The following is a 21,683-nucleotide window of genomic DNA, read 5'->3' as shown; positions in this document are numbered from 1 at the left end:
GAGATGATGATAAAAAGTATCGAATCCAAAATCCGTCTAGCCACATTCCTTTCGCTGGGAAGTTTTTTGCTCTGTCTATCGGTAGTCGCTGTTGTTTCTTTTTTTGCCTATGGATATGTTAGGGATTCTCGTAAAAGTATTTATATTCTTGACCCCTCGGGAACACCAATCCTGGCAAAACAGACCGATGTGCAGCTAAACAGAGCAGCAGAATATCGCGCACATATTGCAAAATTCCATTCTCTTTTCTTTTCGCTGGTACCAGATGATAAGTTCATAGAATATCAGATGAAACAGGCCATGTACCTTATTGATGAAAGTGGTGCCCTTCAGTATAATAATCTGAAGGAAAAAGGTTTTTTCACCTCTATTCTCTCCTCCTCTGCTGTACTCACGCTCCGAACCGATTCTATTTTTTTAGATGAAAAAAGAATGTATTTCCGGTATTATGGTACACAGAAAATAGACAGGAGAAGTTCAAGCGTCACCCGCTCGCTTATCACGGAGGGAAGCCTGGTCGATCTTGAAACAAGATCTGATAATAATCCCCACGCGGTGTTAATTACCAGATGGAAGACATTAGAGAACAGGGATATTTCAACTATAGATAAAAATGCATTCCAATGAAAAAGACAACTGTGTTTTCAGAACTCAGAAATGAGTTCTCTGATCTGATCGAACGCCTCCTGGCCTCCATATCAGGTTTTTTCAAAAAATATCCGAAGGTTATCTTCTCATCTATGGTGCTGCTACTAGGCAGTTCCTTTCTCTTGTGCTTTACGCTGCTGAGAATGGATTCAAAAAAAGCCCCTTTAGAAAAAAAAGCACTGCTAAAAGTTGAGAGTGGGCTTAGCGAAATAGGAACAACTGTAAGTAAGCTTAAAAGAACTCTGGAAATTAGGGAAGCGCTGAAAGTTTTATTGGCCAAGGAAACGCTAAATAGCCAGGACAGCCTGCTCATGGTCAGTATGGTAGCCGAGCTTGAGCGTGCCGGCCACACGAAGAATTAATTAAATTATATGAAAAAAATAGATTTAAAAAAGCCCAGGTACGCTCTTCCCATAATCTGTCTGCCTTTTCTTTTTCTCTTCTTTTATGTCTATAAAAGCAGTTTTGGAAAAGAAGGTAAAATAGTCCTGGGAAGAGATTCGCTACAGACCAACGTGGCAAATGTTTCCGAGCAGGTGAGGAACCAGGAGCTTTCGGGAAAGCTGGATGCCTTTAGAAATAAATTCAAGCAGGCCGATGGATACACTGCTGTTGGTAGTATTGGTGAAGAAAACCAACAGCTGGCAGAGATAAGCTCATCCTACAATTTGAGGGAAAAGCATATGCTAGATTCCATTGACCAGGTAATGAAGGCAAAATATGGTCTGCCAGGCAGACCGGAAAATGTAAACCATGGATATTCTGCGGCAGGACAGAGCTTTGTAAAGTCGCGGAACCCTTCCAGAACTGAGCAGGACATCGCACTCGCCTCGGCACTGTCGAAGATAAAAATGCAGGAGAACAGGGTAACTAAGGAGGTTGATAACTCTAAAAACCCATCCGATCCCATGCAGCTTTTTCGGGCACAGATGGCTCTTGTCGACAGTATGGGGAAAGCTAATGATCCCGCTGTAAAGGAGAATATTGAAAAAGAACGGGCTCTGAAACTGGCCGAAGCAGAAGCCAAAAGCAAGAAGATCATTCCGGTCAAAAGATCGCATGGATTTTCGGCTGGCTTCAATACCATACTTTCCGGAGATGTCGAACGCCCTATTTCTGCGATCATTGATCAGGATGTTACAGGCTTTTCCGGATCGCGCCTGCGTATAAGGCTGACTGATGATATCATGGCCGGCAAGTTTATGATCCCTAAAGGCACCTACCTCTATGCAACTATTTCAGGCTTCTCTGCCCAAAGGGTTTCCTTGGTGATCTCATCGGTATTCCATGGCGGGGAAATTCTGCCGGTAAATCTTCAGGTTTATGACAACGACGGAATGGCCGGTATTTATGTTCCATCTTCCGCCTTTCGCGAATTTACCAGGGACATGAGCAGTTCAAGCACGCAAGGGATTACCATACAGCAGATGGCAGAAAACAACAATCAACTCGTTATGGGGGTGCTTTCCAAGATGTTCCAGTCTACAACAACAGCGGTAAACAAGTTGATCCGGTCCAATAAGGTCAAGGTCAGATACAATACCCAGGTTTATCTCATTGATCCCAATGAGCTTAAAAGAAAACAACAATCTTATTAGAATTTCATGAAAAAAATATTGTTCCTAGCTCAAATTTTCCTGAGCTCACTGGCCCTTTATGCGCAAGTGCCACACTCAGTTACCGTTGCCGATATTCCGGTAATCGGAATATCGGGTTCAGTTTCTATCCACTTCATCTCGCCAGAGAAAATTTCCTATGTAGACCTATCCAGCAGTTCGCTGATTGGTGACCTTCCGGAAAAGAACATTCTCAGGATCAAGGCGATTCCAGACTCTGTTGCCGCTCTTTTCTCCAGCGGCGATGCTGGCCTGGTTACCATTGTCGGAGAAACCTTTATTGCACAATACAGACTCTCCTTTTTATCGCCTGCTAGTCCCGAGCTGGTTTCCACACAAATCGATATCCTGCCAACCTATATGAGATCCATTGATATTTCGGGGATAGGATTATCACAGAACGAAATGAAGAGCAATGCGCTTTCCCTGCTAAAGCGCAGAGGGGATTCCCGAATTAAAAAAGAATCAGCTTTCGGGATATCACTGGTGGTAAACCGGGTTTATACCCTTGGCGATTGCATCCTTCTTGACCTGAGCTTCCATAACTCGACAAATCTCACCTTTGATGTCGACGAGCTCAGGTTTAAGATAGCGGACAGAAAGATCAATAAATCTACCAATGTCCAGTCCATAGAATTAAAGCCGGTTTTTCAGCTTTATCCCTTTGAAAGATTTTCGAAATCCTATCGTAATATTTATTTCATTAAAAAAACCACCTTTCCCGGTGACAAGGAATTCAGTATTGAATTATCGGAAAAGCAGATTTCCGGAAGAAATCTTCGCGCTTCATTAAGTTACTCCGATATCCTAAACGCCGACACCTTTTAATGTTTCATTATGGAAGAAAGCAAGGAACAACAGAGCCTGCACCGCTTCCTTCAGTTTGCCATTTATCTAGCCCTTTTGCTAGATGTGCTCATGTTTGTCTATGCAACTAAGCTGTTAACTGATTTAGGTGCAGAGAAAATCGGGCTCGCCAGGTTTCTAGTGCGCATGTCACGGATTATTATTTACCAGCACCCGCTCTATAGCCGGTTTTTCTCGTTGTTGCTTATCTCGCTGGTTTCAATCGGGACACTGAGCAAAAAAGAAAAAGATCTTGATGCTAAAACAGCGATCATTTATCCGCTCGTGTTGGGATTAGTCTTAATGGCGGCCAGTATCTTTTTTTTTGGTGAAAAGGGGACTGCGGTTTTTTATCTGACCAGCTGGCAGGATATCGGGTATATCTTTTTATTGTTGATAGGTACGATCCTGGTGCACCTAGCGATGGATAATGTTTCCAAGATTATCAGCTCTTCTTTAGGTAAGGATAAGTGGAATACCGAAGAAGAATCCTTTATGCAGGCAAGAAAGCCTGTAAACGGACCATTTGCAGTTACCATCCCCTCACTTTTTTATTACCGCAAGAAAGTACATTCGGGCTTCATTAACATAGAGAACATCTTTCGCGGAACGCTTTTGATCGGGACCCCGGGCTCGGGCAAGAGTTTTGGCATTGTTATGCCCTTTATCCGGCAGCTTATCTTTAAGGAATTCTGTATCTGCTGTTATGACTTTAAGTTTCCCGACCTGGGTCAGATCGCCTATTACCATTATCTGCTGGGTAAAAAGCAGGGCAGGCTCTCAGGCTTTGATTTTCATGTCATCAACTTAACCCAGGTAGAGCGAAGCAGGAGGATAAATGTATTAAGACCAGATTACATAGTAACGCTCGCCGATGCTGGCGAAACAGCGGAAGCCCTGGTTGAAGCCTTGAAAAAAGGGGATAAATCCGGTGGTAGCGATCAGTTCTTTACCCAGAGTGCGGTAAATTTTCTTTCTTCCTGCATTTATTTCTTTTCTCAGTACCAGGGAGGGAAGTATTCTACTTTTCCGCACGTACTTTCATTTTTGAACTGCAGTTATGAGCAGATTTTTTCGGTGCTATTTTCCAATCCTGAGCTTGGGAGCTTACTTTCTCCATTTGCCACTGCATGGCAGGCTAAAGCTTTCAACCAGCTAGAGGGGCAGATAGGAACGCTAAAGGTATTCATCTCCCGCTTAGCTACTAAAGAGACGTTCTGGGTTTTTTCCGCGGATGATTTCAACTTAAAGATTTCATCCCGGGCGGAGCCCTCTATATTAGTCCTTGCCAATGACCCCAATACACAGAATATCAATTCCGCCTGCTATTCTGTGGTGCTCAACAGGCTGACCAGGCTTATCAACTCTAAAGGAAACCGGCCCTCGGCCTTGATTATCGATGAGCTGCCAACCTTATTTGTGCACCGCATTGAAAATCTAATTGCCACTGCCAGATCAAATAAGGTAGCGGTTCTCATGGGACTCCAGGAGCTTCCACAGTTTCAGCAGCAATATGGAAAGGATACCGCAACCACCATTACCTCGGTAGTAGGGAATGTACTTTCTGGCTCGGTAAGGAACAAGGAAACGCTCGAATGGCTGGAGCGGCTTTTTGGGAAAGTTAAGCAACAGTCAGAGAGCTTGTCCATTGATAGAACCAAGACATCGGTGTCGCTCTCGGAAAAACTAGAATCGCTGATTCCTGCAGGTAAGATCGCATCATTGAAGGCCGGAGAGCTCGTTGGTATGCTTGCAGCGGATGCGGTAGAAGAATATACCGGAAAATTTGATACCTCGGCGATCAACTGCAGGGTGAATCTTGATATGGAGGCATTAGCTACAGAGGAAAAAGCTTACCCTGATATGCCGTTGTATTATGATTTCGCAGGAAAAAAGGATGAGATTCTCCGTAAAAACTTCATGCGCATAAATGATGAAATACAGGTATTGGTTAAAAAATTCAGAACCGAGGCTGCCGTCCCAAAAAATGGGGAAAGTCCCAAAGCCTCCATGGCAGGCGGAATGAAGAGATAAACAAACTATTTTTTTTCAATCTTAAAATCAATTTTTATGGAAGAATTAACCGGCCGGCTTGTGGTGGTACATCCCCAGCTGACAACAGATCCTGTTTCCAGACAGGGTCAGATAGGTGTAATTGCAATAGCGGATCTTCAAAAAGATAACATTAGCGTCGGCTTTGGTGGTGGCCCACTTGGCAGGTATTCCTCAGATGCCCTCCTTGTGCTAAAGGATAAAAGGGAGCTTTATCAGGATATTATGACTGGGGTAAAGGATATGGATGCCGGTACTTTTAAAGACTTGCTCGATATTAATATGAAACAGGAGTATTCAGATTATGGTCACATCTCTGCTGCGATGAAGATTGCTGTCGAAAATCCAGAGGTGATGAAAAGGAGCATGATTTCCCTGGAGGACTATATTTCACGAAATCACAATATAAATGTCAGCGAAGCGGTTTCTTTTGAGCGTTAGGCTTTTGGCAGGCGTACTTCTCATTTTTGTTTGCTCTTCTCTATCCTGCTACTCCCAAATCTCCTTGCCTTTGAATTCAATAAAGGTAAATAGCGCTTTTGGTAAAAGGATACATCCTATTACCCATTTTGCGGATTTCCATCGTGGCATTGATCTTCACGCAAGAAATGAGCCTGTATTTTCTTTTCTTACCGGAAAGGTATCCGGCGTAGGCTTTAATCCAATTCTGGGAAAATTTATAAGGATTGATCATTCAGGCCTTGAAAGCATATATGGCCACCTCTCCATTATTCTGGTTCGAAAGGGCGAGGAAGTCCGTTCTGGGGAAGTTATAGCGGTTACGGGATCTACCGGTAGGGTGACTGGCGAACACCTGCACTTTAGTTTGCGCATCGGGGGAGTCTACATCGATCCTGTAAACTTTATTCTTCGCTACTATAAAGTAGCCAAAATTAATCAAATAAATTTTATGGAAAATTCAGCCTATTTGACCCTAAGGCAAAAACTGGAACTACTCGCCATGGTAGAGGAAGTGGAACTGAATCAGGACGAGGCCTGGGTTTACGGAATTGGTTTTGCGGATACGGAGGAAGAGCAAGATGGATAAAAAAGATGTTCATAAACCCCTGCACGTTCAGGTTGCCGAGAAAGTAATTGAGGCACTCCGCGCCGGAACCGCACCCTGGCAGATTCCATGGGATTCAGCGGGCATGCCTCTTCTAATGCCTTACAATTTTCAGAGCGGCAATAGATATAAGGGAATCAATGCCCTATCACTTTTGATGGCAGGTAGGGAAGATCCAAGATGGATGACCTACAGGCAGGCAGAGGAAAGCGGAATGCAGGTGAGAAAGGGAGAGAAATCCATGCTCATCCAGTTCGTTAAAACAAGTGATGAGCGAACCAGGCGCGACGCTTCAGGAAAGGTTATGCATGATGAGCTCGGAAAGCCCATAAAGGAAACAAGGGAACTTCCCCATGCCATTGTTCGCAATGCTTACGTGTTTAATGCCGCGCAGATCGAGGGCATGCCCAAACTGGAAAGAGAAAAGCCAGGCACCAAGTGGGCACCGGTTGAGCGGGCAGAGAATCTCATTGCCTCCTCAGGCGCAGTAATTTTTCACCAATATTCCGCAAATGCCTTTTATGACCCAAAAAGGGATGCTATTACGCTTCCCTACAAGGACTGGTTTTCTGAAAGCCACAAATATTATGCTACACTGCTCCACGAACTGGGACACTGGACGGGGCATCCAGACCGGTTGAACCGAGACATGGGTAAAGGCTTTGGGGATGCGAGCTATGCCAGGGAGGAGCTCAGGGCAGAAATCGCTTCGATGCTTATTGGACAGGAACTTGGTATAGGCCATGACCCGGGACAGCATTATGCCTATGTGGAAAGCTGGATATCGATTCTGGAGAACAATCCTTTTGAGATCTTTTCTGCTTCCATGGATGCCGAGCGTATTCTTGGCTATATCATGGATATAGAAAGAAAGCAGGAGATTACCAATGAAAAGGTTTCCCTGAATGCGATGCAGCCTGCTCCCGGAAAAGCTTCTGGGTATCTCACCACGGGAGATAAGATTCCATATAACGGATCGGTCTATGAGGTTCTAGGCCATTTAAAACAGGGAAGGCTGAAGATGCATGAAAGCCTGAACGGCAATGCATTTACATTGGGCCGGGAAGATAAACTCTACGCAGCGCTTTTATATCTCAAACGCGAAATGGGTGCTGAGTTTCAAAATGATAAGCACACTAACCAGATTGGCGAAGCTGTGAACCAATCACATCTTGATTTAAACAGATAAAACGAATTTATGAAAAATATAATTATCGAGGAGGCCCTGCCCGTTGCAGAGCTATCCAGGCTAGGGCTATACGACGGGACCAGGTACTTATTGGACGACACAGACATTGCTGCACTTCTTTCGGGCAGGAGAACTTCTTTAGTGAACCTAAAGAATCTGGTCAGCGAGGCTTTTGCTATTGATAGCCTGGATGCTAAGCTATCCTTAAACCTGGATGAAGATAGTCTCCACGAGATAAAATTGCATCCTATTTACAAGGAGCCGAAACTGTCTCCGGATTTATTGGATGTTGAAGCTGATGCGCTGGTCGCAGGAGAGGTTAAGAATATTGCAAAACCCATTAATTTTCCTGATGGCACGAATAGGACTATCGTATTTGAATATGATAGTGAAACCAGGGAGTTCATTTCCTATGATCCAAAAGGGGTAGAGGTTCCATTTCAGATCAACGGAGAGAAACTAGATGTAAAGAAAAGTAAGGATTTTGCCCTAGGACGCATTGTGCAGCTAATCGATGGGACGATGATTCAACATAGGGCCAGTGAGCCCAAGGGGATCGTAGCCAGCCGTACAGCACTTATCTTAACTTTTTTGAAAGACGGTAAAGCCGCGGGTTTTTTATTAAAAGATCTCGCTCCCATAATGGATTCAAGTATTCATCAGACTCCCTTTTCACTAGGCTTTGAATCAGCATTCCTGGAATTGAAAAAAAACGATGGCGCAATTTCAGACGAGATGTTGCAGCAGAGAGAACTCGATGAGTTCAAAAACGAGTATAGCCGCGGCTATAGTCATGGCATATCTAGATAAATATGGACAGAGAATGGGTTATGTGCGATGGTTTCGCATACCTGATTCCTTACGGGCTGCCAGAGATATGTATCCGTACCGTTTATCTTTTTTATGAAAAAAGGGATTGTCTAAAAGTTCTGTCGGATGCTACCTCAGTCAAATTTCGGGATGCCGCGCTGGCAACGTTTGGTTTTCTTGCTCTTCCGGAAGGTATAATACGCATCAGCTTGGTATTCCCCAATGCGAAATTCGTGACTGTATTCGGAGATGATCTGCCTGCAATCGTATTAACCTGTAAGATTTCGCTATGGCTGAAAGGATTTGACGCAACTTTTCTGGTTTTATCCCATCATGTGATTTTCACTTTTAAGTCATGCGAATTTTCATGTGCGGAATCACTCTTTTCACTTAATAGGTTTTGTAAGATCACCGGATTTAGGACTAATCTAAGGCCTTTGCAAATCCGGTAAAATCCATTCCCATGATTCCAGAAATTTTCAAACAGGATATAAGTCTCGATATCCGGGTATTTGGATTCGATGTCAATGTCAATTATGTGTACAACTGGCCCAGCAAAAGAAATGATGAAAAAGAGCCAACCGTTGTACACCTGGAGTTTCGCTCAGATTCCAATATTATATCCGGTACCGGCTACCGGTCACATTTTCTCTTTTCTGCTTTTTTAAAGGATTGCGGATATGCGTCCATCGAGGAACTGGCAATCTCCCTTGGCGAACACCTCGCCCGGGAAAATGGCTATAGCCCTCCCCAGCCTGAGCGACAGCTTAGCCTATTTTGATTAATTAATAATATATTCTTATGAATGAACAAAATTTGGATTATCTAAAAAAGAGCCTGGATTATCTGGGCTTTGGAACAAAACTTAACGATGTTCTTGAATCAGCAATTTCCAGGGAACTCCCTGCTTTTACCCTCGGAGTTACGCAAAGCTACACATCTGCCAACGCCAAAAAGAATCCTGCAATTGGTTCCGATCAGGTCAGGTTCATGCTGAATTTCAACCGCTCCAAGCAGAGCGATATGTATTTTCTGAACGATTATGAGGTAACTCTGAATAAGGCCGGAAGTGCCTTGCCTATCAGACAAATCTTTGATCTGGAAAGGGACAACCGGATTACGGTGCTACAGGCCTATAAACTACTCTCTGGGAACTCACTTGAACGGGATGTTTACACCAAATTGGAAAACAGTGAGGGTTCGGAAAAGAAAAAGGTTTGGTTTAAGCTCAACCTTGATGTTCAGGATGCCTACGGGAATCATCCCCTGAAAAAATTCTACCCCGAATTCAAGTTTGAGCTATCTGATGCCATAGACAAATATCCGTTCAAGGGTCTTACTGAACTTGGAAAGGATGGTATGATGAAAATGCTGAGAAGTGGCCATCTGGCACCGGCCGAGATGATGGTGGGTAAGAAAGCCGTTGCTGTAATGGTAACCGCGAATCCCCAGTTTAAGGGACTTGATGTTTATGATAAGAACATGGCCATTATCCGCCAGGATGAAATCTTTCCTAAAAAAGAAGAGCAAAAAGAAAGCACGGCCTCGGCTGAGCAAAGAACTTCCCAAAAAAGCGAAATCGATGCCAGCAATACAGAAGAGCGGTTTCCATGGGAAAACCAGCGGGATGGTGATACCTCCCAAAGCGAGGAAATAGGAAGATAATCTTTTGTAACAGCAAAGAAAAAATGAGAAAGCTTTTAGCTAAGATAGACCGCATCCGCGCAAGCGGATGGGTTACCCTTGATCTTAAGGAAGATCACCTGCTATATAACTTAAACGGCAAGCGCTTTCAGGTAGAAAGTATGGCTACGCCCGATATCAAGTGCAGGGTGTCGGTAATGATTGAGGGTGAAAAAGTTGATTTAAGCATTGACGACTTGTATTAGAATTTATGACCAAACTAAAATTAAGAACCCCCATAAGCTATTATGGGGGTAAGCAAAAATTAGCCAGGCGCATTGTTTCGGTAATTCCGCCGCATGTGCTTTATTGTGAGCCTTTTATTGGTGGCGCGGCGGTATTCTTTGCTAAAGAACAATCAAAGGTTGAGGTAATTAATGATACCAATAAAGAACTGATGAATTTTTATAGGGTAGCGAAGGAGGATTTTACTTCACTAGAAAAGGAGATCAGGATCTCTCTTCATTCCAGGGATCTGCACAGAAAGGCTTCGGTGATCTATAACAATCCGGATATGTTTTCGGAGGTAAAAAGGGCATGGGCAGTCTGGTTGACTTCATCACAGAGCTTTTCTTCGCAGCTTGACAGCAGTTGGGGATATGATAAATCAGGTAATACCACAACAAAAAAAATAAATTCCAAGAAAGAAGGATTTGTTGAAGAAATGGCTATCAGGCTCCAGAACTGCCAGATAGAATGCGCAGATGCGCTTTACATCATCGCAAGCCGCGATACCGCAGATAGTTTCTTTTACTGTGATCCGCCCTACTACAACTCTGACTGTGGTCACTATGACGGTTATTCTGAAGGGGATTTTGAAGCCCTTCTTTTTTTACTGGCCGGAATAAAAGGCAAGTTTTTGCTCTCTTCCTACCCATCTCCAATATTGGAAAAATATGCCAAAGAACATGGCTGGCATCAATGGTCGGTAAAGCAACAGGTTTCCGTTAATGCAAAAGGAGGAAAGCAGAAAAGCAAGACGGAGGTGCTAACAGCTAACTACCCGATAGACCTAAAGACGGAATTTGGAGTTTGAAAGTAAAGGAAATAAACCCAGAATTGCTGGCACTTTATCATGGTTCGCTTGGACTGGACGGTGGGAAAATAAACATCCAGTCCGGTAAAGGAGTTGGCTGGAACGCTCTCACTCTCGGAAATGCATTTTATACTTCAATAAGTGAGGACGCCGCCTGCCTTTTTAGCCATCTCGTACTCCAGAAGTCAAGATTGAAAGGTGAATCGGGGTTTGATAATCTTGGATATGCCAAAATCTATAAGATAACACTCAGCAAGGATGCCAGCATTTTGGATGCTGACAAAGCTCTGGACGCATCTCGCGTCCGGAGTATTTTGCTGTGCGCAGGAGTTTCCGAGCGATACCTAAATCACCGGCACGATGACCAGCTCTCTGATTTTTACAAGGTTGCTGATCTGCTCTGCTATGGGATGGACTGGGAAGGTAACCGTAATGAATATCTTACAAGGGTACTGGGTTACGACGGACTTTTAATTAAAGAGAGAGCCTGGGAAAACTGGGATTATTATCCATCAGGCATTGGGATTGACTGGGATAAAACAAACGACCCGAAACTTTGGCCACCAAAAACAGTCGCGATATACAATACAGATAGTGTAGCGGGATTTGAGGTAATCCGCGATGGCGTAATTGAATCTTTGGCAATAGATCATTCAGATTTGCAAAGATAAATTATTAACAGGAGACTCATGTGCTCATCTCAAAATGCGAGTACATTAATGATAGATGCACCCCAGGTTATGCCTATTTGCATCTATTTCTAACAGGAGCGTAATTAAATGTGATTATCCAATCCTGTTATTCTTCAGAATACCGTTCGAAAAATATTTGTTACTCAAAATAAACGTCATGGATATGGAGTTTGATTTAAATATAGAAACTATTGTGCGCCAGCATGATCTAACGATCGAAGAGGTGCTTTCAAAGCAAATGTTTTCACATTTTACCGAGCAGCAGGCTAAGGATGTGATCCTTACTATCAAAAAAATGTCTATAATCATTTTTAATGCAAGTGAAAAAAAGGATCAAAAAACTTGATAAATTAATTGATTATTAGTATCTTATAGTGTAATAAAAAGAAGTATTATTTATGTCAGACATCTTTTTTTTCGACTCATTTGCAAAAGGGAAACAAAATAAAAAAGTTTCCAAAAGCTTGGAATGCGTTATCTATACAAGGGTTAGTAGTAAAGAACAGGCTGATAATTTAAGCCTGGGAACCCAATTGAAGGCATGTATGCTATACGCAGAGAAATTTGGGTTTAATATTGCCGCTCAGTTTGGGGGAACCTACGAAAGCGCTGAGAACGATGAGAGAAAGCAATTTACCGCCATGCTTTCTTTCGTGAAAAAATTCAAAGGAAAAATATCTTCTATCTTAGTGTATAGTCTGGAGAGGTTTTCAAGAAATGACAACTCAATCTGGCTTAGCGGAGAATTGAGGCGCTTAGGTATAGAAATAATTTCCGTAACACAACCTATTGATACCTCGAGTGCTTCGGGTCAGATGCAACAAAAGTTGTTGTTCCTGTTTGGCGAGTTTGACAATCAATTGAGAAAGCAAAAATGTAGTGCTGGTATAAAAGAGATGTTACTGCGTGGTGATTGGCCGACTAATCCCCCTTTAGGATTTGAGATTGACAGATCGAAGAACAAAAGGCAGATTGTTATAAATGGGAAGGGAAGGCTCATTCGTCAGGCCTTTGAATGGAAAGCTTATGAAAATGTGTCAAATGAGGTAATTCGCGATAGGTTGGCGGCTAAAGGACTAAAATTGATTCATCAGCGTATCTCAGAAATCTTTAGAAATCCATTCTATTGTGGCTTGATGGTGCACAATATGTTGGAGGGACAAGTGGTTGTGGGCAATCACGAGAAATTAATTAGCAGGGAACTTTTCTTAAAGGTTAACGGTATGCTAGATAAGATTCCCCATGGTTTTTCACTAAATGAAGAAAATGTGCACATTCCTTTGAAGCGCTTTATGGTATGTGCCGAATGCGGGAAGCCGTTGAGTGGCTACCTCGCACGCAAAAAGAATATACATTATTATAAATGCAAAACCAAAGCTTGCTGTAATAACAAAAATGCTGATTCTCTTAATTCCAGATTTGCAGACATACTTGATTTCTTTAAAATTGACATTGCCAAGGAATATATAGAACTATTGGTTGAGCAGGTTGCTGCAACATTTAACCAGTTGACTCAAAATAAGCAAGCGGATCTTTTAGAGTTGGAGAACAGCCACAGAGAAGTGAAGAAGAAGGTGGAGCGATTAGAGGAAAGATATATTGAAGAAGATATAAGTCAGGAACTTTACACAAAGTACCATGAGAAATATTCGGACGAAAAAAGAGAAATTGAGCGGAATTTGCTCATCCTGTCTAATAAAAGTTCGAACCTTTTAAAATGCGTTAGGTTGGCTATAGAATATGCCACTCAGCTACCTTTAAACTGGCTTTCTGGTGATTACCATACTAAGCAACAACTCCAAACATTACTGTTCCCTAGTGGTATGAGTTATGATAAGAAAAATGATAAAGTTCGAACCACTGAAATAAATTTAGTGTTTTTGTATATAGCTTATTTTCAGCAACTTATCAGTAAAAAGAAAAGAGGCATACCAGAATTATCTCTGGATTATGCCTCTTTTGCCGATTCGGTAGCGGGGAGCAGGATCGAACTGCCGACCTCAGGGTTATGAATCCTGCGCTCTAACCATCTGAGCTACCCCGCCGGGCAAAAATATTTGCTTATATTATCAAATATTTAGGTGGTTATTTTTTGGAGTTGCAAATATAGAATAAATTACCTTTCTTTAGAAAAATAAAATAAAAAAAAGTAGTCCGGAATTTATTCTGGTAATGAATTAACATGGCAGAAAAGAAAAAATTTACGCTAGAGTACGAGGTTAAATCGTCGCCACGAATATTGTATAGTTTTATAAGTGAGCCGAATGGCTTATCACAATGGTTTGCTGATGATGTGAATTTCCGCGATCAGGTTTATACTTTCACCTGGGATGACGAGGAACAAAAAGCAAAGCTGGTTTCGATAAAAGAAAATAAGCTGGTTAAGTTTAAATGGCTCGATGACGAACCACAATGTTATTTCGAAATGGAAATTGTGCAGGATGAACTAACCAATGATGTTGCACTTTCGATTACTGATTTCTCTACTGATGAACTGCTTGCAGAAAAAAAATTAATCTGGGATAACCAGATTGATTACCTGATAAGCGTTTTAGGTGCGTAATATTTCTATGCTTTGTTTACCTTTGTAAGGTGAAAAAGATACACCTTCTGGTTATAAAAACATTCATCAGGCCTTTTATTGCCACTTTCTTTGTGGTAATGTTTATTCTGTTAATGTTTTTCCTCTTTAAATATGTAGATGATTTAATTGGCAAAGGCTTTGAATGGTACACCATACTCGAATTGATGTACTATCAATCCATGGTTCAGATATCCATGGCATTGCCACTTTCGGTGCTGCTTTCTTCCATTATGACTTTTGGTACACTTGGTGAAAACTATGAGCTTGTCGCCATAAAATCGGCCGGTATTTCACTTCAGAAAGCCATGCAGCCCCTGGTTATTTTAATCCTTTGCCTTACTGTTGGGTCTTTTTTTTTCTCAAATTATATTCTGCCCAAAGCAAATCTTAAGTTTTATTCTTTGATGTATGATGTGCGGAATAAAAAACTTGCCTTTTTAATTAAGCCTGGTGTCTTCAATAACAGCATTCCCGACTATTCCATTAGGGTAGACAGTAAAGACGCCGACGGCAAAATGTTCGGTATCATGATTTACGACCATAAAGGCACTAATGGAATTCCTAAAATCATAATGGCAAAAGAAGGGGAGATGAAAAAGTCTAAAGACGGTAAGTACTTAATCTTTAACCTTAAAAATGGAGTGACCTACGAAGAACAATCGAGCAGTAGCGGTGTGTATAATCCCAGGCAGATTTTATCAAGGAGTCGATTTAAGGAAACGGAACCTAAGTTCAGTATGGAGTCCTTTGATATGCAGAAAACTGACCAGGGTGCCTTTGGAAATAGCACGGTCATGCTCAGTTTGAAAGGAATTGTAAGGAAGCGCGACTCGCTTACTAAACAAATAGATACCTTTTATCGAAACACGGGCAAAAGTTTAGCAAATAACTTTAAGCAAAATAACATCGCATTAGGTTATTCAAAGCTTAAAGTGACACCAAAGAAAATTTATAATAATATTTTGAAAAGCATTCCAAACGGTTCAAGGTTATCCAGTATTCAGAACGCATCCAATACTGTAACCGTAATCACGCAAAATTTGGCAAATAGTGGTCCGCGGGATGAGGATTTACGAGGAGAAATAATTTTTACAAGTGTAGAATACCAAAGAAAATTTACGCTTGCCGCTTCATGTATTTTGCTCTTTTTCATTGGTGCACCCCTGGGTGCCATTATTAGAAAAGGTGGTATGGGTTTACCTGTTGTTATTGCGATTTCCTTTTTCCTGGTTTATCATATTGTAACTACCGTAGCTGAAAAATCTGCCAGGGAAGGTTCTATTAACCCCATCTTTGGGATGTGGATTGCTTTTATCATTTTGACACCGTTAGCAATATTCCTCACCTATAAGGCAACTGCTGATTCCGCACTGTTTGATATCAACCAGTATAAGCAGGTTTTTAATAAAATTTTTAATAAAAAACAGAATTAGAGGAGGTTTTTCCTTTACTTCTAAATGATATTTTCTTAAAACATATTGGTCAATAAGATTGTACCTTTGCTCTAGTGAATGGCAGGCAGTTAAATCAAAGCGGTCGAAATTCAGCTCTCATTATTGATTATTGTAAACACAAAATGCAAGCGAAATTAAATACCATAGAGGAGGCCATTGAGGATATCAGGGCTGGAAAAGTTATTATTGTTGTAGATGATGAAGACCGTGAAAACGAAGGCGATTTTTTAACAGCTGCCGAGAATGCAACCCCGGAGGTAATTAATTTCATGGCTACCTATGGGCGGGGCTTAATTTGTGCTCCCTTAACAGAAGAGCGTTGCGACGAGCTCAATCTGAATTTGATGGTGGGTAAAAATACAGCAGCTTATGAAACTAATTTCACAGTTTCAGTAGATTTGGTTGGTCATGGCTGTACAACAGGTATTTCTGCGAGTGATCGCTCTAAAACCATGTTGGCTTTAGTCAATCCGAATACCAATCCTGATGAATTAGGGCGTCCGGGACACATTTTCCCTTTAAGAGCTAAAGATGGCGGTGTAATCAGACGTGCAGGGCACACGGAAGCTGCTGTAGATTTAGCCCGGTTAGCTGGTATGAGACCTGCAGGTTTGCTTGTCGAAATTTTAAAGGAAGATGGTGAAATGGCCCGTCTACCGGACTTATTTAAAATTGCTGAGCAACATCAACTTAAAATTATTTCCATAGAAGATTTAATCGCATACAGATTAGGTATCGACAGTCTTGTTAAACAAGAAGTTACCATCGATTTACCTACAGCCTGGGGCAATTTCAAGATGACTGCATACACACAGCTTGATAACAACGCAACACATCTGGCGATATTTAAGGGCGTTTGGAAAGAGGACGAACCCATTCTTGCACGCGTACATAGTTCTTGTGTTACTGGCGATATTTTTGGATCTTGCCGCTGCGATTGTGGCCCTCAGTTACATAAAGCATTGGAAATGATCGAAAAAGAGGGTAAGGGTGTTGTTGTTTATATGAACCAGGAAGGGCGTGGAATTGGGCTAATCAATAAATTACGCTCCTATAATTTACAGGATGCTGGCTTTGATACAGTTGAAGCAAATATCAAATTAGGCTTTAAAGGTGATGAACGTGATTATGGCGTTGGTGCACAGATTTTGAGGCTGCAGGGTGTTACCAAAATGCGCCTGATGAGCAATAATCCTACTAAACGCGCCGGACTGATTGGCTATGGTCTGGAAATCGTAGAAAACATTCCGATAGAGATTGAGAGCAATGTTCATAATGAGCGTTACCTGAAAACCAAAAGAGACAAAATGGGTCACTCCATCATGAAAGGATAATTTAATTTTCAATTGCCGGTTTTCAATTCACAGTTTGAACTTACTGTCAATTGAAAACTGGCATCTGTTAGCTGATAACTTCATTCTAAAAAATTCATGGTCTGTGTCTCGCAGACCATTTCATTAAATCTCAATTTCTGTTTCGTTCTGTGAGACAGGGACAGGGAAGTTTGGATTAACTTAAAACCGCCAACTGGTAACTGCTAACTACTTTCTGGGGTTATTTTTCCTGTCGTTAATAATCGCTTCTTTGCTTATCGATTTATTTGTTTTAACAGGTTGCTCTGCTTGTTTTTTTCTCAGATTTCTTCTGTAAGTGCCGGTGAGTTTCTGTAAAAATTCTTTAAAAGTATCGAATTGTTGCGTATACACTAATCCGATTGAAGTGACATTTGCCGTCGCGCTTATACCACTATTTAAAAAGATACTTTGTTGGGTAGGTGGTTTATTTGCTAATTTCCCAGTTAAACTTCCATCTTTTCTGATCAGGAATAAAGCTTCCACTTCACTACCAACATTGTTTTTAGAAAAATCGATTACTGCAAAGTCGTTCAGACTATTTCTGTCAACTATCCCCGCATTTATAATCAAACGGTCGTTAAACAGTTTAGCAGATGCGCTTGCTTCACTTAGCGATTTTACGTTTAAATCTATAAAATTCAGGTTTAGTGATGCAAGTACATTATTGAACTGGTTGAAAATCAATTCCGTAGCTGTACTCGTAGCTGTAGAACCCAGCTGTTTTCCTATGGATTCACCGCCATTGCCAGGTGCAAAGCTTCTTCGGATAATTAAGCTGAAAGCCTGTAAGTTCCGATTGCTTTCATCGCTGAAGTAAGTCTGCAATTCTTCTTTGATGGCCGGATTGGAAGGGAAATTGATGTCTAATTTAATATCAGGCTGTAATAATAAGCCGGTTAAGCCCATTTCTACCTCTGTGTTTACTCTTTGATTGGCGTTAGCACTCGCATCTCTGTTAGCGGCTTTAAACAGGTCATTTAAACTTGCTCTTAATGCATAAACAGCTTTCAGGTTTATTTGGGCGGCTGTAGGGTTCCCTGTCCACCTGATGCTTCCGCCCTGACGAATCGTGAACTTTTTATTAATAACCTCCTGCGCAGTGAAATCAAAACTACCCGTTTCGATGGTATAATCACCCGACATTTCAAAATCGCCTAAGCTGTTAATATTGAGGTTTAGTTCGGCATTACCTTTCCCGCTTAAATTACCTAGCGTAGTGTAAATATTCGCAGTGGTATTAGGATCGATTGTGAGTTTGAAAGTTAAGGTGAGGCCATCAAAATTTGTCGTTTTTTTAACAACTTTAGCCGAGTCCCTGCTGATAAAGTTTATGAAATCTTTATCGGATACGGTTTCGGAACTGTTTAATGGTAAATTGAATACCGTTCCTTTCTCCGTTTTAGCCTTGATGTCGATTTTCATTTTGCTCGTAGGGCCATCAAACTTGAAAATCCCGGTACCGTACGCCCGTCCATAATAAACAGAATTGTCTTTGGCAGTTGTATTTAATGCCATAAAATTCTGTGCAGTTAATACGACTTTCAGGGTGGGATCATTAATATCATTTAGATCCACCGAACCGGATGCGGTCGCCTCATGACCTTCAATATCAGAAAGTTTGAAGTCTTTGAGATTTATCACACTATTTTCAACCCGGACTTCATCACTGATGATGTAAGTTGTTTTCAGGTAATTAACCATGAGCTGGCCTTCGCTGAAAGACAGGCTTCCATTAATTTTGGGGTTATCCAATTTTCCTTTAACGGTTAAATCTGAAGAAACATTTCCTTTTAAATTCGATACCAGTGTTTTAACAAAAGGTTCAAAAATGGTGAGTTTACTTTCGTCCATCTTCACCTGCAGATCTATATCTTTCTCATTGAGGTCTAAATTACCTGATAATTTAAACGTTTCTGTATCATCAGCCATGATCCTCGTATAAACATTGATTTTATTTTTATCACTGTTGAAGGAAGAAGTATCAGTTAATGTCCCTATATAAATATCGTTAAAATTCAACGAGTCAATTTTAACGTCATCTGTAATTCTTGGCCCTTTTAAAACCCCGTATAGGTCTGTTTTTCCGTTCACATTTCCGCTCAATTTAACACCAAAGCCTTTTGAAAATGGATTTATCGTTCGAAGATTAAAATCGTTAAAGCCTACCCGAAGTAAATCCTTTGAATCGTCGGATATCAAACCATCCACCGTTATCTGCTGGTTTCCATTTGTCAGATCGAAATTTTTTATTTCTGTTTTTCCATTATTTAAAATAATACGAACCTTTTCCTGAATGCGCCATTCTTCATTATTGATTTTTAAAATCGATGGTAAAACACTTAACCTCGCCGCGGTGTCCTGATTTTTTGTAAATTCTACTAATCCGTTCAAATCGAGCTGATTGTCTTCCTGCGTGCTCGACATTTTTAAGTTGAATGCTAAACTATCGTTTCTTAAAATATTTGAGATGTTTACATCTTTGATAAACAGGCTATCATTAATCTGAACCCTGTCCGATGTAATATTCAGTTGCAATTGTTGCGGTGTGGTGTTTTCATCGACAATGATGTTATTAACCACAATGCCCTGGTATTTTAAGTTTTTTACAAAGCCGTTAAGCGTCGCTGTATTGTTCCGTGAATCGAAGTTGCCGATAAAGTTAGCACCTTCCGCAAGTTCCAATCCCGGCGAAATTAATTGCGCTAATGGTTCGAACTTTTTAATCCTTAAATTAAACTGGAAAATCTGTTCATTGTATTTTATAATCTTAGTCTGGAAAGATGGAACATACGTTTTGGCTATCGCTTTATAGTACGAGCCTATGGAGTTCAGATCATACTTGCCGCTGATGCTTGCATCAAGGATGTCGGACTTAATATCGAGATTGCGACCAACACCCCTTCCTTTTGCAGTGAGTTCAACAGAATCGATGCTGTAGGTACCTTTAGGGTTTTTTAGAGTAATTTCCTGAATGCGAAGTCGTCCTTCGATATTGTTCAGATCGGTACCAGAAAAGTTGGTCGTGAATTTTGCATCTACGCGTAAAGAATCTTTAAGCAGATGCAGGGCTTTTAACCTGGCACCGGAGATGGTTGCGTTAAAGTTAAAAACAGGTAGTTTAGGATTTAGATTTACGCCGCCATCAAAGGCTAGTTTAATGTTTTTATCGTTGATGCTTAATTTTCCTTTGAAATATTTCTTGTCAAAAGTTCCATCGATTTTAACGTTTCTGTACCTGTATTTATTAAAATCAATGTAGTCAATTTTACCGGTCAGTTTTTCAGTTAATTTTTTCAGTTCCGTGCCGCTTCCTTTAACATAAAGTGACGAAGTTATTCTGCCTAAACTTTTTTCGTCTATCAAGTTGCCGAGGTTAAAATCGTAGGTTTTAACGTTCCCTGAGTAGGAGGGTACATCGTTTTTATCGATTTTCATGTTTACGTCGGACACGATTCTGCCTAGCTTCGTTTTAAATTCGCCATAAGCAATGAAGTCATTTTGAAACCCGGTGAAACTTCCGTTGAAGTTAATATTGCCAAATTTGCTAACTATTTTTGGAACCAGCTTTTTATTCTTTCCCGTGATGCCGGCAAGCACTTCATCCAGATCTGTTTTGTTTGTACCGGCCATTTCAATTTTCAGATCCATAAAAGTCTCTTCCCATTTTGGCAAACCTTTAATAATAAAATCGCCTTTTATATGGGTTGCCTTCCCCGATCTTATAGATAGTTTTTTTGCCCGCAGGTTGTTAACCAAACCTGTAATCTGCCCGTCAACATCAAGATCCAGTTTCATGGAATTCATCTCTGGGGCGAAAAATGCAACGTCTTTCGACGTGATGTGGCTATCTTTAAAAATAGCTTTCATGCGCACATTATCTATGTAATGGTTGAAATCCTTGAAGCTTTTAAACTTCATTTGGTAATAATTAGTCAGGCGACTTTGATTGGTAACCAATAGCAGGTTCTTTAACTCAATTGCATTGGAGTCAACGGTTGTTTCCGCTGTTAGATTCTTCAAATAAAATCCGCTTTTCTCTTTTAAGGTCAGGTTTTTAATATTGGTTTTAAACAAATGATTTTTGGTGTCCAAGCCTTCCATAATCACACTCAACTCTTTAACATCAACATTATCAAAATTCACAGTTTTACCTTGTGTCAAATCTTTGGCTTTGAAGTTCTTGTATTTAAAATTCAGCTTGTTGATGATTATTCTTCCGAAGTCTATTTTATATGGTTTTTTGGTAGAATCTTTTACACTGGGTTTACCAGAATCGAAATAATTTATAATGAAATCGAGGTTAGATGAATTATCTTTGAAGTCTTTTAAAAAGAAGGTTCCGTTATTGATTTGTACAGTGTTAATATCAATTATCTTTTTTTTGATGGATAACTGGTTAATGTCGACCATGAAAGCCGGCGTGCTTAAAAGGGTATCTTTCTGTAGATCCAGAATGAGCAAATCTTCGAGCACGATGGATTTGAAAGGCTTAATGTATAAGCTTTTTATTGAAACCGTGGTATTAAGCTCTTTTGAGAGGTAAGCAGCTGCTTTTTGTGCAAAATAAGTTTGAACAGATTTAAATTGCAATGAAAAAACGAGAAGCGCCAGCAGCAAAATTATTGATGCAATTACCCAAAGGAGTATTTTAA

The 21,683-nt window shown here is 40.8% G+C and carries 20 protein-coding genes and 1 tRNA gene; 19 read left to right on the top strand and 2 right to left on the bottom strand.

All coding sequences use genetic code 11. The features are described from left to right. Positions 1 to 3 precede the first annotated feature (3 nt). The 16 genes from traK (at position 4) to ASF92_RS21605 (ending at position 13,650) form a co-directional block, all read left to right on the top strand. Complete coding sequence (traK, locus tag ASF92_RS15325; protein WP_056095045.1) at positions 4 to 627, top strand: conjugative transposon protein TraK; 624 nt, start codon at positions 4 to 6, stop codon at positions 625 to 627. Beyond that, positions 624 to 1,010: a hypothetical protein gene (locus ASF92_RS15320; protein ID WP_056095041.1), complete on the top strand. Its 387-nt coding sequence runs from the start codon at positions 624 to 626 to the stop codon at positions 1,008 to 1,010. Before traK ends, ASF92_RS15320 begins: the two co-directional genes overlap by 4 nt. Positions 1,011 to 1,019: 9 nt before the next feature. Beyond that, entirely contained in the window at positions 1,020 to 2,246 is a 1,227-nt protein-coding gene (gene traM / locus ASF92_RS15315; RefSeq protein ID WP_056095039.1) for a conjugative transposon protein TraM, read from the top strand. Between the two features lie 6 nt (positions 2,247 to 2,252). Then, positions 2,253 to 3,092: a DUF4138 domain-containing protein gene (locus tag ASF92_RS15310; protein WP_056095036.1), complete on the top strand. Its 840-nt coding sequence runs from the start codon at positions 2,253 to 2,255 to the stop codon at positions 3,090 to 3,092. A 9-nt stretch (positions 3,093 to 3,101) separates the two neighbouring features. Further along, positions 3,102 to 5,144: a type IV secretion system DNA-binding domain-containing protein gene (locus tag ASF92_RS15305; RefSeq protein WP_056095033.1), complete on the top strand. Its 2,043-nt coding sequence runs from the start codon at positions 3,102 to 3,104 to the stop codon at positions 5,142 to 5,144. Between the two features lie 36 nt (positions 5,145 to 5,180). After that, a complete protein-coding gene (locus ASF92_RS15300; RefSeq protein WP_056095029.1) occupies positions 5,181 to 5,603 on the top strand; it encodes a hypothetical protein in 423 nt (140 codons plus the stop codon). A 70-nt stretch (positions 5,604 to 5,673) separates the two neighbouring features. Continuing rightward, positions 5,674 to 6,210, top strand: coding sequence for a M23 family metallopeptidase (locus ASF92_RS15295; RefSeq protein ID WP_197413307.1), 537 nt, complete (start codon positions 5,674 to 5,676; stop codon positions 6,208 to 6,210). Then, positions 6,179 to 7,417, top strand: coding sequence for an ArdC family protein (locus ASF92_RS15290; protein WP_231729834.1), 1,239 nt, complete (start codon positions 6,179 to 6,181; stop codon positions 7,415 to 7,417). The genes ASF92_RS15295 and ASF92_RS15290 overlap by 32 nt, the downstream gene beginning before the upstream one ends. Positions 7,418 to 7,426: 9 nt before the next feature. Further along, a complete protein-coding gene (locus tag ASF92_RS15285; RefSeq protein ID WP_056095020.1) occupies positions 7,427 to 8,227 on the top strand; it encodes a DUF4099 domain-containing protein in 801 nt (266 codons plus the stop codon). A gap of 463 nt (positions 8,228 to 8,690) precedes the next feature. Continuing rightward, positions 8,691 to 9,008: a hypothetical protein gene (locus tag ASF92_RS15275; protein ID WP_056095014.1), complete on the top strand. Its 318-nt coding sequence runs from the start codon at positions 8,691 to 8,693 to the stop codon at positions 9,006 to 9,008. A gap of 20 nt (positions 9,009 to 9,028) precedes the next feature. Next, a complete protein-coding gene (locus tag ASF92_RS15270; RefSeq protein ID WP_056095011.1) occupies positions 9,029 to 9,892 on the top strand; it encodes a hypothetical protein in 864 nt (287 codons plus the stop codon). Between the two features lie 23 nt (positions 9,893 to 9,915). Continuing rightward, positions 9,916 to 10,116, top strand: a complete 201-nt coding sequence (locus tag ASF92_RS15265; protein ID WP_056095008.1) for a hypothetical protein — start codon at positions 9,916 to 9,918, stop codon at positions 10,114 to 10,116. A gap of 5 nt (positions 10,117 to 10,121) precedes the next feature. Further along, positions 10,122 to 10,946: a DNA adenine methylase gene (locus ASF92_RS15260; protein WP_056095006.1), complete on the top strand. Its 825-nt coding sequence runs from the start codon at positions 10,122 to 10,124 to the stop codon at positions 10,944 to 10,946. 23 nt (positions 10,947 to 10,969) lie between these two features. Then, complete coding sequence (locus ASF92_RS15255; protein ID WP_231729833.1) at positions 10,970 to 11,617, top strand: hypothetical protein; 648 nt, start codon at positions 10,970 to 10,972, stop codon at positions 11,615 to 11,617. Between the two features lie 184 nt (positions 11,618 to 11,801). Then, positions 11,802 to 11,984 (top strand): hypothetical protein, encoded by a 183-nt coding sequence (locus tag ASF92_RS15250; protein WP_147273612.1) that lies wholly within the window; start codon positions 11,802 to 11,804, stop codon positions 11,982 to 11,984. 52 nt (positions 11,985 to 12,036) lie between these two features. Continuing rightward, positions 12,037 to 13,650, top strand: coding sequence for a recombinase family protein (locus ASF92_RS21605; RefSeq protein ID WP_369817107.1), 1,614 nt, complete (start codon positions 12,037 to 12,039; stop codon positions 13,648 to 13,650). Here ASF92_RS21605 and ASF92_RS15245 read toward each other — a convergent pair. Next, positions 13,610 to 13,683, bottom strand: a tRNA-Met gene (locus ASF92_RS15245). The two genes, ASF92_RS21605 and ASF92_RS15245, sit on opposite strands and share 41 nt — an antisense overlap. A 137-nt stretch (positions 13,684 to 13,820) precedes the next feature. Here ASF92_RS15245 and ASF92_RS15240 point away from each other — a divergent pair. The 3 genes from ASF92_RS15240 to ASF92_RS15230 all read left to right on the top strand — a co-directional run bounded on the left by ASF92_RS15240 (position 13,821) and on the right by ASF92_RS15230 (position 17,010). Further along, the gene (locus tag ASF92_RS15240) at positions 13,821 to 14,201 is read left to right on the top strand and encodes an START-like domain-containing protein (protein WP_056094996.1); all 381 of its coding nucleotides are present in this window, start codon (positions 13,821 to 13,823) and stop codon (positions 14,199 to 14,201) included. A gap of 29 nt (positions 14,202 to 14,230) precedes the next feature. Further along, a complete protein-coding gene (locus ASF92_RS15235; protein ID WP_056094993.1) occupies positions 14,231 to 15,655 on the top strand; it encodes an LptF/LptG family permease in 1,425 nt (474 codons plus the stop codon). Positions 15,656 to 15,798: 143 nt separating this feature from the next. Further along, entirely contained in the window at positions 15,799 to 17,010 is a 1,212-nt protein-coding gene (locus ASF92_RS15230) for a bifunctional 3,4-dihydroxy-2-butanone-4-phosphate synthase/GTP cyclohydrolase II (protein ID WP_056095456.1), read from the top strand. A gap of 207 nt (positions 17,011 to 17,217) precedes the next feature. Here ASF92_RS15230 and ASF92_RS15225 read toward each other — a convergent pair whose 3' ends face one another. Beyond that, a complete protein-coding gene (locus tag ASF92_RS15225; RefSeq protein WP_231729832.1) occupies positions 17,218 to 21,621 on the bottom strand; it encodes a translocation/assembly module TamB domain-containing protein in 4,404 nt (1,467 codons plus the stop codon). Positions 21,622 to 21,683 lie beyond the last annotated feature (62 nt).

The organism is Pedobacter sp. Leaf176, assembly GCF_001424305.1.
Taxonomy (GTDB): Bacteria; Bacteroidota; Bacteroidia; order Sphingobacteriales; family Sphingobacteriaceae; genus Pedobacter.
This window is presented reverse-complemented; position numbering and strand designations above follow the sequence as displayed.

What these genes read in the sequence shown, in the direction of transcription:
- traM (WP_056095039.1), top strand. Translation starts at nt 1,020, where the DNA reads ATGAAAAAAATAGATTTAAAAAAGCCCAGGTACGCTCTTCCCATAATC.
- ASF92_RS15310 (WP_056095036.1), top strand. Translation starts at nt 2,253, where the DNA reads ATGAAAAAAATATTGTTCCTAGCTCAAATTTTCCTGAGCTCACTGGCC.
- ASF92_RS15270 (WP_056095011.1), top strand. Translation starts at nt 9,029, where the DNA reads ATGAATGAACAAAATTTGGATTATCTAAAAAAGAGCCTGGATTATCTG.
- ASF92_RS15275 (WP_056095014.1), top strand. Translation starts at nt 8,691, where the DNA reads ATGATTCCAGAAATTTTCAAACAGGATATAAGTCTCGATATCCGGGTA.
- ASF92_RS21605 (WP_369817107.1), top strand. Translation starts at nt 12,037, where the DNA reads ATGTCAGACATCTTTTTTTTCGACTCATTTGCAAAAGGGAAACAAAAT.
- ASF92_RS15265 (WP_056095008.1), top strand. Translation starts at nt 9,916, where the DNA reads ATGAGAAAGCTTTTAGCTAAGATAGACCGCATCCGCGCAAGCGGATGG.
- ASF92_RS15230 (WP_056095456.1), top strand. Translation starts at nt 15,799, where the DNA reads ATGCAAGCGAAATTAAATACCATAGAGGAGGCCATTGAGGATATCAGG.
- ASF92_RS15240 (WP_056094996.1), top strand. Translation starts at nt 13,821, where the DNA reads ATGGCAGAAAAGAAAAAATTTACGCTAGAGTACGAGGTTAAATCGTCG.
- ASF92_RS15320 (WP_056095041.1), top strand. Translation starts at nt 624, where the DNA reads ATGAAAAAGACAACTGTGTTTTCAGAACTCAGAAATGAGTTCTCTGAT.
- ASF92_RS15250 (WP_147273612.1), top strand. Translation starts at nt 11,802, where the DNA reads ATGGAGTTTGATTTAAATATAGAAACTATTGTGCGCCAGCATGATCTA.
- ASF92_RS15285 (WP_056095020.1), top strand. Translation starts at nt 7,427, where the DNA reads ATGAAAAATATAATTATCGAGGAGGCCCTGCCCGTTGCAGAGCTATCC.
- ASF92_RS15300 (WP_056095029.1), top strand. Translation starts at nt 5,181, where the DNA reads ATGGAAGAATTAACCGGCCGGCTTGTGGTGGTACATCCCCAGCTGACA.
- ASF92_RS15260 (WP_056095006.1), top strand. Translation starts at nt 10,122, where the DNA reads ATGACCAAACTAAAATTAAGAACCCCCATAAGCTATTATGGGGGTAAG.
- traK (WP_056095045.1), top strand. Translation starts at nt 4, where the DNA reads ATGATGATAAAAAGTATCGAATCCAAAATCCGTCTAGCCACATTCCTT.
- ASF92_RS15305 (WP_056095033.1), top strand. Translation starts at nt 3,102, where the DNA reads ATGGAAGAAAGCAAGGAACAACAGAGCCTGCACCGCTTCCTTCAGTTT.